The sequence below is a fragment of the Streptomyces sp. NPDC007856 genome (assembly GCF_042868225.1).
In the GTDB taxonomy this organism is placed as follows: Bacteria; Actinomycetota; Actinomycetes; order Streptomycetales; family Streptomycetaceae; genus Streptomyces.
On the sequence record NZ_JBIAEC010000005.1, the window covers coordinates 377,662 to 390,561 of the forward strand.

Below are 12,900 nucleotides of genomic sequence, written 5' to 3' on the forward strand. Positions count from 1 at the left end.
ACCACGACCGACAGCCTACCGAGCCAGCCAAATGAGATGACGTCTTGAGAGAGGTGGCCCATGCAGTTACCCGATGGCGGCATTCAGCACGCCGTCTGCCTTCTCCGACCGACCCTGCTCATAGCCGCCACGGGCGCGACCTGCAGCCCTCGTCCCTCCCTGCGCCGCAGTCTGCTGGAACTGCTGGCCATCTCGGCTCGGCAGCCGGTGGCGACCGGCGTCATCGTCGAGGAACTCTGGGGAGGTGCGTCACCGCTCCAACCGGAACAGGCGGTGCAGGCGCACGTTGGCCGGCTGCGCAAGACCCTCACGCGTCTCGGATGGAGTCCGACGGAGCTGCAGGTGTGCACAGTGGGGGGTGGATACATGCTGGACGTCTCGCCTTCGTGGGTGGACGCCCTGCACTTCGAGCGGCTGGTGCGCGAGGCCACGGCGCTGTGCTCCACCCGCATCGAACCGGCGATCCGGGTCCTGGACCAGGCCCTGGCGATCTGGCAGGGGCAGCCGTTCGGCGGCGCCGTAGACGGTGAGTGCCATCGCCTGGCTGCACAGTCCTGGGAGGAACTGCGCACGCTGGCCCTGCGCACCTGGGCGGAGGCCCAGCTGCGCGGGGACCGTCCGCAGGCCGTCGTGGCCCGGCTGCACCCCGAGGTGCTGGCCGGTTCGGCGGACGAGGGGCTGAACATGATCCTGATCACGGCCCTGTGCCGGATGGGCCGCAGGGTGGACGCCATGGAGATCTACCGGTCCCTGAGGAACCGGCTCGTGCGCGACTACGGCATCGAACCCTCCCCTGAACTGCAGTCCCTGTACCAGCGCATCCTTCTCGACGAGGCGGATACCCGCCTCCGGCTCGAGCTGCCCTACACGACTACTGCGCGCTGATCCGCTCGCAGATCTCGGCCACCATCTCCGACACGGTGGCGTAGAGGTCGAACTCGGCGGCCCTGATCTCCACTCCGAGTTCGCGGCGCAGCATCTGGCTGAAGTCCACGACGCTCAGCGAGTCGACGCCCAGATCCAGCAGCAGTGCTTCGGGGTCGACCGGTCCCTCGACCTCCAGCTCACGCAGCCATGCGTCGACGAGTTCCTCGATGCTTTTCCTGGTGCGCGTGTTCGCGTCCATGACCCTCCTTGACCCTCCCTGTCGTCAACTCCGTGGGGCGGAGGCCCGACGGACCGCCCTCACCATTCCCGTCAGCGTGGTGCCACCGCCGATCTCGCGGAAGCGCGGCTCGGGCATGTCCAGCAGTGCCCGCAATGTGCTGTGCCAGAGCACCGGCTGCGTCAGATGCCGTACCAGCAACTCTGGCAGCCCCTGCCGGTCGTGGGGGCGAGTCGTCACATTGGACGGCACCACGATCGCCGGCTCGGCCCAGGGCAGACCGGCCGCGGCGGGTGTGAACTCCCGTGCCGCCGGGGCCATGAGGGGGGTATGGAACGCACCGCTCACACGCAGCGGCCGTGCCCCACACACCCGGCTCGTGGTCAAAGTGCCAGCCAGGCCTCGCAGTTGAGGCACGGGACCGCCCACCACCAACTGCCGCGGTCCGTTGACCACCGCCAGAGTCACGTCCCGATGGCGTTCCGGATCCAGCAGCGCGCGCAGACCGTCCCAGCCGAGCCCCAGGACCGCCAGCATGCCGCCTCCGGTGACCGCGGCCATGGCCTCGGCACGGCGGCGCACCAGTCGTGGCCCCTCGGTGAACTCCATCGCTCCGGCGCGTTCCAGGGCGTTGTTCTCACCGAGGCTGTGGCCGCAGACCACATCGGGCGGTGGTGCCCCGGCGGCCAGCGTCGCCCGCCAGGCCACGGAGCCCACGACGTACAGGGCCGGCTGCGCGTAGCGGGTGTCGTCCAGCTGCTCGCGCGGTCCGTTCGCGCACAGGTCACGCACGGAACAGCCGAGGACGGTGTCGGCTGCGGCCACCAGTTCCGGCGCGGCGTCCCACCAGTCCGCACCCATGCCGACGCGCTGGCTTCCCTGCCCGGGGAACATCCAGATCTCGGTCATGCGTCCTCCGGTGACGGGCGCACCAGATCCATCAGCCGGCGCACGTCCGGGCTGGCCAACCGCTCCATGAGAACGGCCTGTGCCCGCTCTGCCAGTCCGGGTGGCCAGGGGAACGCCTCGCGCCGATAGGCCTTCAGCGCGCGCACGGCTTCGGGCCGGCACCCCCGCAGGGAGCGCAGGGCGTCCGGCAGCAGCCCGGCGGCGTCGGTGCCCACCAGATCGGCCAGCCCCCACTCGGCACCGCGGGCCGAGTCGACCTGAAGGGTGGTGAGCGCCATGGCGCAGGCACGGTGCTCGCCGATCCGCCGTGCGATGAACGGCAGGGCCATCGCCGGGACGAGCCCCAGCAGCGCCTCGGTGCAGCGCCAGCAGGCCCGGGGGCCGGCGAGGACCAGATCGCAGGCCGAGGCCAGGGCCACGCCGCCGCCGACGGCGGGCCCGTCGAGCACCGCGCATGTCACTACGGCGCAGCCGGTGAGGCGCTCGAAGAGGTACCACGGGGAGGTCACCCGACGGCTCAGCCACCGCTCGTCGGCGGCGGTGCCGAGCGGCAGTCCCGAACAGAAGGTGTCCGAGGCCGAGCTGAGCACCAGGGCCCGGCATCCAGGCGTCGCCTCGGCGCGGTTGACGGCCCGGTGCAGCAGGCGGACCAGCTGCGCGTCCAGAACGTTGGGATCGCGGCCGTGGCGGCCGATGCGTGCTTCGAGATAGCCGGGGCGCTCCGTGATCCGCAGCCCCGAGGCCTCTGTCGTCACGCCGGTCACCGGGGAAATCCGTCCGTCCACGTGTACTGCCGGCGGTAGTTGTGCACCGCGGTCAGCACCAGCCGGGGCGCACCCGCCTTCTCCACGTGTCGCAGGACCGGTTCCGCGGCCTCCAGATCGACGTCCGCGTCGCGGACACCGGCCGGCACATCGGTGCCGGCGAGTCGCGCGTACTGGGCGAAGGTCAGCGGGCAGCGGCTGTCCAGAGCCTCCCGGACGCGCCCCTCGGCCACGCGGTCCACGGCGCCGGGTGCGAGGTCGCAGCCGTAGAACTCGGCGGAGCATCCGGACCCGTAGGAGAACACCCCTGCGGTGGCCGCCTCGCGGCTGCCGCTGTGTGCCACGGCGCTGATCAGGCACAGCAGGGACGTACCGGTGTACATGTTGCCGGTGCGGCGCACATACACGAGCGACGGTTCGACCCGGCGCTCGAAGTCGGCCTGGATCTGCGCCGGTGTCTGTCCCACGACGTCGCGGCTCAGGGTGCGGTGCGCACCCTTGACCATGGCCGCGAACGGAGTGTGCATGGCCAGCAGGTCGAAATCCCGCACGAAGTCCGCGCCCGGCACCCTGGCCGAGTAGTCCTGCCAGCAGCAGCGCAGGCACTCGAGGTAGCTCAGCAGGGACAGGTCCGGGTCGATCACCTCCTGCGCGTACGAGGGCCGGAGCGTGTCGGACACGTCGTCGCTGTGCAGCCCGCTCAGCCCGGGGCGCAAGGCAGCGATGCGAGGCTCGGCCGACACCAGCACCGCCACACCGCCGACACCCGTGACGGCCTCCGGCAGACTGTGCAGGGGATGGTGGCCGACGTCCCCGGTGACGACCAGGGCACGGGCGTCAGGCCGGGGACTCGTCGCCACCACGGCGGCGGCCAACTGAACGGCGGCGGTTCCCGAGTAGCAGGCCTGTTTGACCTCCAGGGTGCGACAGGCGCTGGGCAGGCCCAGCAGGCGGTGCACGGCTCCGGCGAGCGACTTGCTCAGGTCGAGGCCGCACTCGGTGGCGAACACCAGGAGCTCGATGGTGTCCCGCTCGCTCGGCGTCAGCTGTTCCAGGACCCGGCGTCCGGCGGTCGCGCCGAACACCACGGGGTCGTCACATGGAAGTGCCACCCCCCGCGCCTCCATGCCCAATGCGCGCACCCGGCGATCGTGTGCCGCGTCGCCCCGGCACAACTCGTCCACCGCGACCACGGCCGCACCGCAGTCGACGCCGATCGCGTCGATGCCGACCGTCCGGATCCCCTCCGCGCGCCTCACCATGGCGAGCCGACCTCTCCTGCCGCGGCCCGGGCGCGGGCCAGCACGAGCGAGCAGCTGATGCCGCAGAACGCATAGCTGGAGCTGACGGCCACCGCGAGGTCGGCCTGGACGGTGTCCCGGGGGGCGAAGGTGAGTCCTTCCGTGCAGGGCCGGGTGAGGTGGGGGTTGCCGTGGCAGAAGCCGTCCCGCAACTGGATCGCCGTGGCGATGAGTTCCAGCAGACCCGAGGCACCGAAACAGTGGCCCGTGAGCGCCTTCGTGGAGTTGACCAGCGGGCGAGTGCCGAAGAGCTCGGCGAGGGAGCGCCCTTCTATTTCGTCGCCGAGGCGGGTACCTGCAGCGTGAGCGTTGACGTAGTCGACGTCGCACGCGTCGACACCGGCTCGTTCCAGGGCCCTGCGCAGCGCGCTCGTCTGCCCCTCGGACAGCGGGTCGGCGGCCCGCCTGCCGTCCAGCGCCTGGCCGTGGCCGAGGAGCAGCGCAAGAGGGTCGCATCCGCGCCGTGTTGCGTCCTCGACGGGTTCCAGCAGCACGGCCGCAGCGCCCTGACCGGGGACGAAACCACTGCGGTCGAGGTCGAACGGGCGGCACAGGGTTCGAGGATCGCGGTGCGGCACGGCCCCCGCGAGTGCCCCGGCCTGCCGCAGCGCTGCCAGCTCCACGGCCGAGTGATCCGTGGCGGGCGCCACCACCAAGCAGCGCGCCACCTCCCCGGAGGCCACCAGACGGGCCGCCTGGAGCACGGCCAGCGCGCCGCCGGCCGCCGACGCACCCAGCACCCAGCCTTCGCCCACGGCGCCCGTGACCTGGCTGACGGTACCCACGACGTCGACGTCCATGTGAGTCAGCGCGTACGACGGCGCCACATGGCCTCGCTCGGCGAACCGCGCCGCGGTCTCCGCCTGATGCCGTGGGGAGAGGTTGCCGCCGGCCACGATCACCGCGCAGCCCTGCAGGTCCTCGCGGGTCAGGCCCGCGTCGTTCACGGCTGCGGCGGCGACGCACGCCGCGGTGACGGCGGGCAGCGTCCCACGTGCCGTGACGGCGGGCAGTCGCTCCCGCAATCCAGGTGCCCCGTCGAGGTGGTCGCGTGCCCACGCGGACGGTTCGAAGCCATGGAGCGCGGCGACGGCTCCGGCGCCGGCCTGCCGGTACGCGGATCCCTCCGGGGGAGCGGTGATGGCCGACTGAGTGTCGGTGAGCACCTTGGTGTAGTCGTCGAGACTGCCCGCCTGACCGGTCAGGACGGCGCCCGAGGTCAGGGACAGCGGTATGGCGGTCCGCGCGTGGTGTGCCGTCATGCGCGTTCCCTGCACTGCTCCAGTAGGGTCGCGAGGGCACCCAGGTTCTGCGCGGCGGCCAGCCTCTCCGCGGGGGCCCGCACGCCCAGCTGGTGCATCGCCTGGGCCACGATGTCGGCCCGATCCAGCGAGGAGGCACCCAGCTGGCGCAGTGAGGTCTGCGGCGTCACCGTGTCCCTCGACGTCTCCGGCAGCACCTCCAGGACGGCCTTCCGCAGGACCGCGAACGCCTCCGCGGGCGGTTGTCCGGCCTCCCCGTCCGTCTGGCTCGCCAGGTAGGCGGCGAAGCGGGCCGGGGTCGAGTGTTCGCGCAGGAGTGCCTCGTCGTCGGACCTGTCCAGCCGGCTGTTGAGCACGGCGATGAACTCCACCCGGAGGATCGAGTCCATGCCGAGGTCGGCGAACGTGGTGTGGTCCGTCGCCGGCTCGACCTCGGCCATCAGCACCTCGGCGAGGCATTCACGGACGACGGAGAGGTACGGGGACGTCGCCCCCGCCTCGTCCGCATCGGTAGTCAACTGCACGTAATGGGCCGCCAGTCGGCGGGGCGTGGGGTGCTCGTTCAGCTCGGCGGCCCGGACCTGCTGGTCGAACACACCGTTGAGCGATTCCAGCAGTTCGACGGCGAGGATGCTGTCGAGGCCCTGGTCGACGAGCGGGACGTCGGGGTCGACCTCCTCCGGAGCGACGAAGAGCACCTTGGCCGCGCTGTCCACAACCGTGTGGAGCGCCTTCCGGTCGTCAGCGTCGCCGTTGTTTGGCAGGGACACGATGTTTCCTCTCATTGGGAGCCGTCGTCCGGCGGAGGGGCATCCTTGAGCTCGGGTTCGCCGGGTATCCAGAAGCGGTGGCGATCGAAGGGGCACGTCACCAGGGCGGCACGGGTCCGCGCCGGCGGATGGTCCGACGGCCATGCCGACGTGGCGCCGGAGAGCCATTCCGCCATGGCCGGGGACGGCGCGGGGTGCGGTTGCGCAGGGCCGAGCAGCGCCGGGTGCGGTCGGCTCTCGGCGAGGGCTTCGAAGGCCTCCCGTGCCTCCTTCACGTTCTGCGCGAGCACCACGGCGCGTCGGTCCAGATGGCGCCGGCCGGCCCCGAGCGCCGCTGCGACCTCGGGCAGTGTCGCCCCGCGGTCGGGCAGTTGGCGCGCCAGCAGGGCAGCCGTTCGGCGCAGGGTACGGTCGCCGGTCGCGGACAGCGGAAGAGCCACCGGGGCCACCTCGACGGCTTCCCGGCCCGTCTCCACGCCGTCCGGTTCCCACGACTCGACCACGACGTGGGCGACGGAGCCGCTGATACCGAAGGCGTTCACACCGGCCAGCCGCCGTCGACCGGTGGCCGGCCATTCCACCGGGCGGTCCGCCAGTGCCACGTTCGACTCGGCGAGCTCGATCCCGGGATTGATCTCCCGCAGTCCGGGGATGGGGAACACCCGGCCACCGCGCAAGGTCAGCACCGCCTTGATCAGGCCGATACAGCCCGCCGCCGCTTCCAGATGGCCGACGTTGGCCTTCGCTGAACCGACCCACACCCGGTCCTGCGCATCGTCGCCGGCCGAGGACGAAGCACCGCGCTCTGCGCCGGTCACCCGGCACAAGGCGGCGATCTCCAGCGGATCCCCGGAAGGTGTCGCGGTGCCATGGGCCTCCAGGTACCCCATCGCGCGGGGGCTGAGCCCGCTGTCGCGCCACGCGCGGGAGATGACCGCCGTCTGCGCGGACAGGCTGGGCGAGGTCATGGTCCTGGCGCGTCCTCCGTGCCGTACCGCGGCGCCCCGGATCACCGCCAGGACCGGGTCGCCGTCGCGTCGGGCGTCCGCCAGGCGCCGCAGGACGACCACCGCCCCGCCCTCGCCGCGGACATAGCCGTCCGCGTCGGCGCTGAACGGAACGCAGCGACCGCGAGGCGAGAGCATGCCCGACTGGAGGTAGGCGGCCTCGTTCAGCGCGGCACAGAGGATGTTGGCCGAGCCCGCGATCGCGGTGTCACAGGCCCCGGCGCGCAGTTCGGACACCGCGAGCGCGACCGCCGTCAGACCGCCGGCGCACGCCGTGTCCACCGTGATGCTCGGGCCGCGCAGATCGAAGTGCTGCGAGATGCGGTTCGCGTTGAACGAGAGCAGGTTGCCCACGCCGGTGTACCCGTCCCGTATGCCGGCCGCCGCGACCCGCTCCCGGAAGTCGTACCCGCCCGCCGCGACATAGACGCCGGTGTCGCCGCCGGCCAGCCGGTCCGGCGCGATCGCCGCGTGTTCCAGCGCCTGCCAGGTCAGTTCGAGCAGCAGGCGCTGGGCCGGATCCATGGCCATCGCCATACGGTTGCGGATGCCGAAGAACGCCGCGTCGAACTCGTCGATCCGGTGCAGCAGGGCGGCCCGCAGAAGGGGCTTGTCGGTCATCTTCAGCGCCGAGACGTCCAGCTCGGGAAACCGGTCCGCGGGGACCGGCCCGAACCGGACCTCGCCCCGGTCGAGCAGGGCGGCGAACTCGAGGAGGTCGTCGGCTCCGGAGACCCGGCACGCCATCCCCACCAGGGCAATGGGCTCACCGGCCTGGCGGTCGGCCTCCTCGGCGGGCCCGTCTGGCTCGCGGAACGTGGTCAACACACAGTCCCTTCCCGATCGTCGAGGGGCCGGACCGGCCGCTCTGCTCCCGGCAGGCGGCTCGGCAACGAGTATCGGGGCGGGCCACCGACACCTTGCCGACACAACGCCGACGCCGTACCGGGCGCCCGTGTCCGCAGTCGATCTTGTCGTCACTGTGTCGGCGCTCTCCGCAAGACTGTGATCGGACCGGGTGATCCGGATGCCCGGCGGTCCGGCGCGGTGAAGGGGGAAGCCGTATGTCCGTCGCTCCGACCAGCAGCGACTCTCCCGTCCGTGTGACGGTGGGCTGGCCCGTCGCGCGCGTGCGCATCTGCGACCGGGCCGAGCGGAACCGCATCACCCCCCGGCTGTGCGCCGAGCTCCCGGCGGCCCTGCGTGAGGCGGCGGCACATCCCGCCACGCGGGCCGTCCTGTTGAGCGGAGAACCCGAGGTGTTCTGCGCCGGCGGCACGCAGGACGAACTGCTGGGCTTCCACCAGGGGCGGTCCGTCCTCGAGGCGGAGGAGTGCATCACCGCGCCGCTGAACTGCCCCGTCCCCGTCGTGGCGGCGATCCGCGGCCACGCGATCGGCGGCGGGCTGCTGCTCGGGCTCTACGCGGACCTCGCGGTGCTGTCGGAGCGGTCCGTGTACGCCGCCAACTTCATGGCCTACGGCTTCACTCCCGGAGTGGGAGCCACGGCTCTGCTCCCGGCACGGTTCGGTGCGGTGCTCGGCACCGAGATGCTGCTCACCGGCCGCTCCTTCCGCGGGGCGGAGCTGCGCCGACGGGGCGTGCCCTACCAGGTCGTGGCGCACGACCTCGTGGAGAGTGCGGCGCGCGAGCTGGCCGTGCGCACCGCCCGGGCGCCGCTGCCGAGCCTGCGCCTGCTCAAGCAGCATCTGAGCACGCGGCTCCGCAGTGCGACGGACGAGGTGCTCGGCCCCGAACTGCGGATGCAGGCGGTCACCTTCGCGCTACCGGAGGTCGCCGCCCGCATCACACAGGCCTACCGGCCACCTGACTGAGCCGTCACCGGCCCGGCCGGCCTCCCCGGCAATGGCCGACCCCATGCCCGGCCCCCAGCCGCACAGGAGCTGCCCATGAAGGCGGTCTACGCCGAGCGACCCCGCCCCGACGACCCGCTGGCCGCGCTGCGCTTCGGCGAGCGCCCCGAGCCCGAACTGCCCGACGGGGACTGGGCGGTGGTCGAGGTCCGGGCGGCCGGCCTCAACCACCACGACCTGTGGACCCTGCGCGGATCGGGTCTGCCGTCCCACAAGTACCCGCTGACCCTCGGGGTGGAGTGCGCCGGAACGGACGACACCGGCCGTGACGTCATCGTGCACGGCATGGTCTACGGCCGTGAGTTCCTGGAGTGCCCTGTGCGCGATCCGGCCTGGACGATGCTCGGCGAGGGCCGGCCGGGGACCTTCGCGGAGCGGGTCGCCGTGCCCCGGCACACGCTGATCGCCAAGCCGCCCCAGCTGAGCTTCGCCGAGGCGGGCGCGATCACCGGCACCTGGCTGACGGCGTACCGGATGCTGTTCACCCGAGGCGCGCTGCTCCCCGGCCAGACGGTGCTGGTGCAGGGCAGCGGGGGAGGCCTGTCCACCGCTCTGATCCAGCTGGGACGGGCGGCCGGACTCCGCATGTGGGCCACGTCCCGTACCCGGTGGAAGCGTGATCTCGCGCGGGAACTGGGCGCGGACCGGGTGTTCGTCCCGGGCGCGCCGCTGCCCGAGCCGGTGGACGCGGTGATGGAGAGTGTGGGCCAGGACACCTGGGCGCACAGCCTGCGTTCGGTGCGGGCAGGTGGCTGCGTCGTGGTGGCGGGGGCGACGACCGGGGCCCTGCCGCCGGCGCACCTGACCCGGATCTTCTGGAACGAACTGCGGGTGCTCGGCGTCATGTGCGGAACCATGGCGGAATTGCGCAGCCTGCTGTCGTTCATGGTGGCCCACGACCTGCGGCCCCACATATACCGGGAATTTCCCGCCGAGTGCGGCGCCGAAGGATTCCGCCTGCTGGCCGAGGGCGACGTCGGCGGAAAGATCGTTCTGAATTGGTGAAATCGACTGGAGTCGTGTACGGAGGATCGCACGTGAGTACAGGGGCGCCCCCGAAGGGCATTTCGGAGATCACGCTGAGCCTGGTGATCAGCGAGTTGGAGGACCCGTCCCGTGAGGAGGTGTCCGCCACGGATGTCGCGCAGAGCACGGGGATGAGCACCGTCACGGCCCGCCGCTATCTGCGCTTCCTCGCGTCCGTCGGCAGGGCCGAGGTGTCCTGCCGCTACGGCAAGGTCGGGGCGCCCGAGCGGTTGTACCGCCGGTGTGGCGCCTGAACGGGGGGCGCGAGGTGGTCGCGGTGGTCAGTGGTGTCGGTGCCGCACGGCCGGCCCGGGTGATCCGCAACTCCCACTTCGCGCATCTCGGCATCTCCGACCAGTGGATCACGAGCCGGACGGGAATCGAGGAACGGCGCTGGCTCGGGCCGGGCGAAGGACTGACCGGGCTGGCGGTCGAGGCGAGCACCCTCGCGCTCGTCGACGCGGACTGCGCGCCGGAGGACATCGATCTGGTCATCGCGGCGACCGCCACCTCCGACCGGGTGTCGCCCGGCCTGGCACCCGAGCTGGCGTGCGGTCTCGGTCTGCGGGACGTGCCCGCAGTCGATCTCAACGCCGCGTGCACCGGCTTCCTGTACGCGCTGGACCAGGCGGTGGCGCAGATCGACTCCGGCCGGCGACGGTGCGTGCTGGTGTGCGGTGCCGACGCGGCCTCGCGGATCATCGACCCGGACGACCGGTTCACCGCCCCGCTGTTCGGGGACGCGGCCGGTGCGGTGGTCGTCAGGGCGGCTGATGCCGAGCGCTGCTGTGCCACTTGCGCTCCCGCCGTCGTGCTCGGCGCCGACGGCTCGCTGGGCGACATCCTGTACGTCGACAGGGAGCGGCACACCGTGCACATGGAGGGCGCCGAAGTCTACGAGCGGGCCGTCGACGCCATGGCCGACAGCGCGCGCCGGGTCTGCGCGCTCCGGGGAGCGGCGCTGGAGGACATCGACCTGTTCGTGCCGCACCAGGCCAACGCGCGCATCATCAAGTCCGTGCTCCGCCAGCTGGAGTTCCCCGCGGAGCGCACCGTGGTGTACGTCGGAGCGTTCGGCAACACGTCGGCGTCCTCCATCCCGCTGTCGCTGCACCGTGCGCAGCTGGACGGGCGGCTGCCGCGGGGCACCCGGGTGGGCATGGCCGCCTTCGGGGCCGGGCTGACCTGGGCCGCCGCCCTGCTCGACTGGAAAGGGTGCCGGCACACGCCGCCGGGTCAGGCGCCGTAACGCCGTTGGCGCGCCGCGTAGGCCCGAAGGGCGCGCAGAAAGTCGACGCGCCGGAACGCCGGCCAGTAGACGTCGCAGAAGTACAGCTCCGCGTACGCCGTCTGCCACAGCAGGAACCCGGACAGTCGCTGCTCGCCGCTCGTACGGATGACCAGGTCCGGGTCGGGCTGGCCGCTCGTGTACAGATGCGCGGCGATGCCGTCGGCGGTGAGCTTGTCGGACAGCTCCGCAACAGGAGTGCCAGCCGTGACCTCGGCGTCGATCCAGGCACGGAAGGCGTCGATCAGTTCCTGCCTGCCGCCGTAGCCGATGGCGACCGTGAGATGGTGGTCGGTGTCGTAGCCGCTGGTGGTCTCCTCGGCCGACTTGAGGGTGCGCGCCGTGGAGTCGCGGATCAGGTCCAGGTTGCCCGCGATGTGCATGCGCCACAGGCTGGACGGCTGTGTGAGGTGTTCCTCGACGACCCGCTCGATCACGCCCATGAGGAAGTCCATTTCGGACGACGAGCGGTTGCTGAGGTTCTCGGTCGAGGCGGCGAAGATGGTCACATGCTTGATTCCCGCCGCGGCGCACCAGCTGAGGACCTCTTCGACGTGCTCGGCGCCGTGCTGATGGCCGAGGCTCGTGTTCCCCAGGCCCGCCCGGCGCGCCCATCGTCGGTTTCCGTCCATGATGATGGCGACATGGCGGGGCATTGACCTTTTCATCAACTGGTGCTGAAGTCGGCTTTCGTAGAGCCGATAGAGCAGTCGACGCATGAGCTTCACCTTACACCGTCAGTTTCCGTGGAATTCCGGCCAGTTTCCCGAGTTCCGCGCGTTCAGTCCGCGTTGCACATCTTCGGTCATGAGTCCCCGGACGAAATAGTCGTGTTCCAGTCGCAGATGATCCGCCAGCGACAGCGAGCCCTGACCCACCAGGCGCTTGGCGGTGCGCACGGAGTGTGGAGCCGACCGCGCCAGGGCCCGCGCCCGGCGCAGTGCCACGGACATCAGGTCGTCGGGTGGGACCACGGCTGAGACCAGGCCGAGCCGGAGCGCGGCGGCGGCGCGCAGCACCGGCTGCTCCAGCAGCAGGGGCAGCGCGTGCGACGGGCCGACGACGCGTGGCAGAAACCAGGACATCGCACCGTCCGTAGAACATCCCAGCATGCCGTACGCGAAATGGAAGACGGTCTTCTCCGAGGCGATTCGCATGTCGCAGGCCAGCGCCAGGGAGAACCCGGCGCCGGCCGCCTGACCGTTCACCGCCGCGATCACCGGACATTCCAGCGTGGCCAGGCCGAGGACGACCTCGGCCAGGGCCCGTACGGGTGCGAGTGCCGGCTCGTCGGGCCGGCCGTCACCAGCACGGACGTCTCCGGCCAGTCGCTCCAGTTCGTCGAGCGAGCCGCCGAGGCAGAAGTCTCGTCCGGCGCCGGTGAGCACCACCACGCGCACCCCGGGGTCGTCGCGCAGCCCGGACACGGCGGTCGCCAGCTCGTGCAGCACGGCGTGGGTCAGCGCGTTCCCGGACTCCGGCCGGTCCAGCGAGAGCAGGGCGACTCCCTCGGACACCTCCACACGGACCGCGGGGCCGTCCCCCGCCGTCCCGTCCGGTTGCGAGGCACCCGCCGTGGGATCCGGAAGCCCCA

At 71.7% G+C, this 12,900-nt stretch carries 14 protein-coding genes; 5 read left to right on the forward strand and 9 right to left on the reverse strand.

Annotated elements, in window-relative coordinates; genetic code table 11:
* Nucleotides 1-60: 60 nt before the first annotated feature.
* A complete protein-coding gene (locus tag ACFYOH_RS15315; RefSeq protein ID WP_388625757.1) occupies nt 61-885 on the forward strand; it encodes a BTAD domain-containing putative transcriptional regulator in 825 nt (274 codons plus the stop codon).
* Here the strand turns inward: ACFYOH_RS15315 and ACFYOH_RS15320 are convergent.
* Genes ACFYOH_RS15320 through ACFYOH_RS15350 form a run of 7 tightly spaced genes read right to left on the reverse strand, consistent with a single transcriptional unit; the run spans nt 872 to nt 7,946 of the window.
* Entirely contained in the window at nt 872-1,126 is a 255-nt protein-coding gene (locus tag ACFYOH_RS15320) for an acyl carrier protein (protein ID WP_388625760.1), read from the reverse strand. The two genes, ACFYOH_RS15315 and ACFYOH_RS15320, sit on opposite strands and share 14 nt — an antisense overlap.
* A 24-nt stretch (nt 1,127-1,150) precedes the next feature.
* The gene (locus ACFYOH_RS15325) at nt 1,151-2,014 is read right to left on the reverse strand and encodes an ACP S-malonyltransferase (protein WP_388625762.1); all 864 of its coding nucleotides are present in this window, start codon (nt 2,012-2,014) and stop codon (nt 1,151-1,153) included.
* Nucleotides 2,011-2,769: an enoyl-CoA hydratase/isomerase family protein gene (locus tag ACFYOH_RS15330; RefSeq protein WP_388625765.1), complete on the reverse strand. Its 759-nt coding sequence runs from the start codon at nt 2,767-2,769 to the stop codon at nt 2,011-2,013. The genes ACFYOH_RS15325 and ACFYOH_RS15330 overlap by 4 nt, the downstream gene beginning before the upstream one ends.
* A gap of 5 nt (nt 2,770-2,774) precedes the next feature.
* Complete coding sequence (locus ACFYOH_RS15335) at nt 2,775-4,040, reverse strand: hydroxymethylglutaryl-CoA synthase family protein (protein WP_388625767.1); 1,266 nt, start codon at nt 4,038-4,040, stop codon at nt 2,775-2,777.
* Nucleotides 4,034-5,341: a beta-ketoacyl synthase N-terminal-like domain-containing protein gene (locus ACFYOH_RS15340; RefSeq protein ID WP_388625770.1), complete on the reverse strand. Its 1,308-nt coding sequence runs from the start codon at nt 5,339-5,341 to the stop codon at nt 4,034-4,036. The genes ACFYOH_RS15335 and ACFYOH_RS15340 overlap by 7 nt, the downstream gene beginning before the upstream one ends.
* Nucleotides 5,338-6,111 (reverse strand): phosphopantetheine-binding protein, encoded by a 774-nt coding sequence (locus ACFYOH_RS15345; RefSeq protein WP_388625772.1) that lies wholly within the window; start codon nt 6,109-6,111, stop codon nt 5,338-5,340. The genes ACFYOH_RS15340 and ACFYOH_RS15345 overlap by 4 nt, the downstream gene beginning before the upstream one ends.
* Nucleotides 6,112-6,122: 11 nt before the next feature.
* Nucleotides 6,123-7,946 carry a beta-ketoacyl synthase N-terminal-like domain-containing protein gene (locus tag ACFYOH_RS15350; RefSeq protein WP_388625775.1) on the reverse strand — a complete coding sequence of 608 codons (1,824 nt, stop codon included), beginning with the start codon at nt 7,944-7,946 and terminating at the stop codon, nt 6,123-6,125.
* 236 nt (nt 7,947-8,182) lie between these two features.
* Between ACFYOH_RS15350 and ACFYOH_RS15355 the strand changes: the two genes are divergently transcribed.
* The 4 genes from ACFYOH_RS15355 (at nt 8,183) to ACFYOH_RS15370 (ending at nt 11,267) form a co-directional block, all read left to right on the forward strand.
* Nucleotides 8,183-8,953, forward strand: coding sequence for a polyketide synthase (locus ACFYOH_RS15355; RefSeq protein ID WP_388625778.1), 771 nt, complete (start codon nt 8,183-8,185; stop codon nt 8,951-8,953).
* A 75-nt stretch (nt 8,954-9,028) separates the two neighbouring features.
* A complete protein-coding gene (locus ACFYOH_RS15360) occupies nt 9,029-9,997 on the forward strand; it encodes a zinc-binding dehydrogenase (RefSeq protein ID WP_388625781.1) in 969 nt (322 codons plus the stop codon).
* Nucleotides 9,998-10,029: 32 nt separating this feature from the next.
* Nucleotides 10,030-10,272 (forward strand): hypothetical protein, encoded by a 243-nt coding sequence (locus ACFYOH_RS15365; protein ID WP_388625783.1) that lies wholly within the window; start codon nt 10,030-10,032, stop codon nt 10,270-10,272.
* Between the two features lie 23 nt (nt 10,273-10,295).
* Entirely contained in the window at nt 10,296-11,267 is a 972-nt protein-coding gene (locus ACFYOH_RS15370) for a 3-oxoacyl-ACP synthase III family protein (RefSeq protein WP_388625786.1), read from the forward strand.
* Here the strand turns inward: ACFYOH_RS15370 and uppS are convergent.
* Complete coding sequence (uppS, locus tag ACFYOH_RS15375) at nt 11,255-11,962, reverse strand: polyprenyl diphosphate synthase (protein ID WP_388625789.1); 708 nt, start codon at nt 11,960-11,962, stop codon at nt 11,255-11,257. The genes ACFYOH_RS15370 and uppS overlap by 13 nt on opposite strands.
* A gap of 81 nt (nt 11,963-12,043) precedes the next feature.
* A complete protein-coding gene (locus ACFYOH_RS15380; protein WP_388625792.1) occupies nt 12,044-12,823 on the reverse strand; it encodes an enoyl-CoA hydratase/isomerase family protein in 780 nt (259 codons plus the stop codon).
* Nucleotides 12,824-12,900 lie beyond the last annotated feature (77 nt).

Excerpts from the sequence above, each read along its gene's own strand:
- ACFYOH_RS15315 (WP_388625757.1), top strand. The coding sequence starts at position 61 with ATGCAGTTACCCGATGGCGGCATTCAGCACGCCGTCTGCCTTCTCCGA.
- ACFYOH_RS15320 (WP_388625760.1), bottom strand. The coding sequence starts at position 1,126 with ATGGACGCGAACACGCGCACCAGGAAAAGCATCGAGGAACTCGTCGAC.
- ACFYOH_RS15325 (WP_388625762.1), bottom strand. The coding sequence starts at position 2,014 with ATGACCGAGATCTGGATGTTCCCCGGGCAGGGAAGCCAGCGCGTCGGC.
- ACFYOH_RS15335 (WP_388625767.1), bottom strand. The coding sequence starts at position 4,040 with ATGGTGAGGCGCGCGGAGGGGATCCGGACGGTCGGCATCGACGCGATC.
- ACFYOH_RS15340 (WP_388625770.1), bottom strand. The coding sequence starts at position 5,341 with ATGACGGCACACCACGCGCGGACCGCCATACCGCTGTCCCTGACCTCG.
- ACFYOH_RS15355 (WP_388625778.1), top strand. The coding sequence starts at position 8,183 with ATGTCCGTCGCTCCGACCAGCAGCGACTCTCCCGTCCGTGTGACGGTG.
- ACFYOH_RS15360 (WP_388625781.1), top strand. The coding sequence starts at position 9,029 with ATGAAGGCGGTCTACGCCGAGCGACCCCGCCCCGACGACCCGCTGGCC.
- uppS (WP_388625789.1), bottom strand. The coding sequence starts at position 11,962 with ATGCCCCGCCATGTCGCCATCATCATGGACGGAAACCGACGATGGGCG.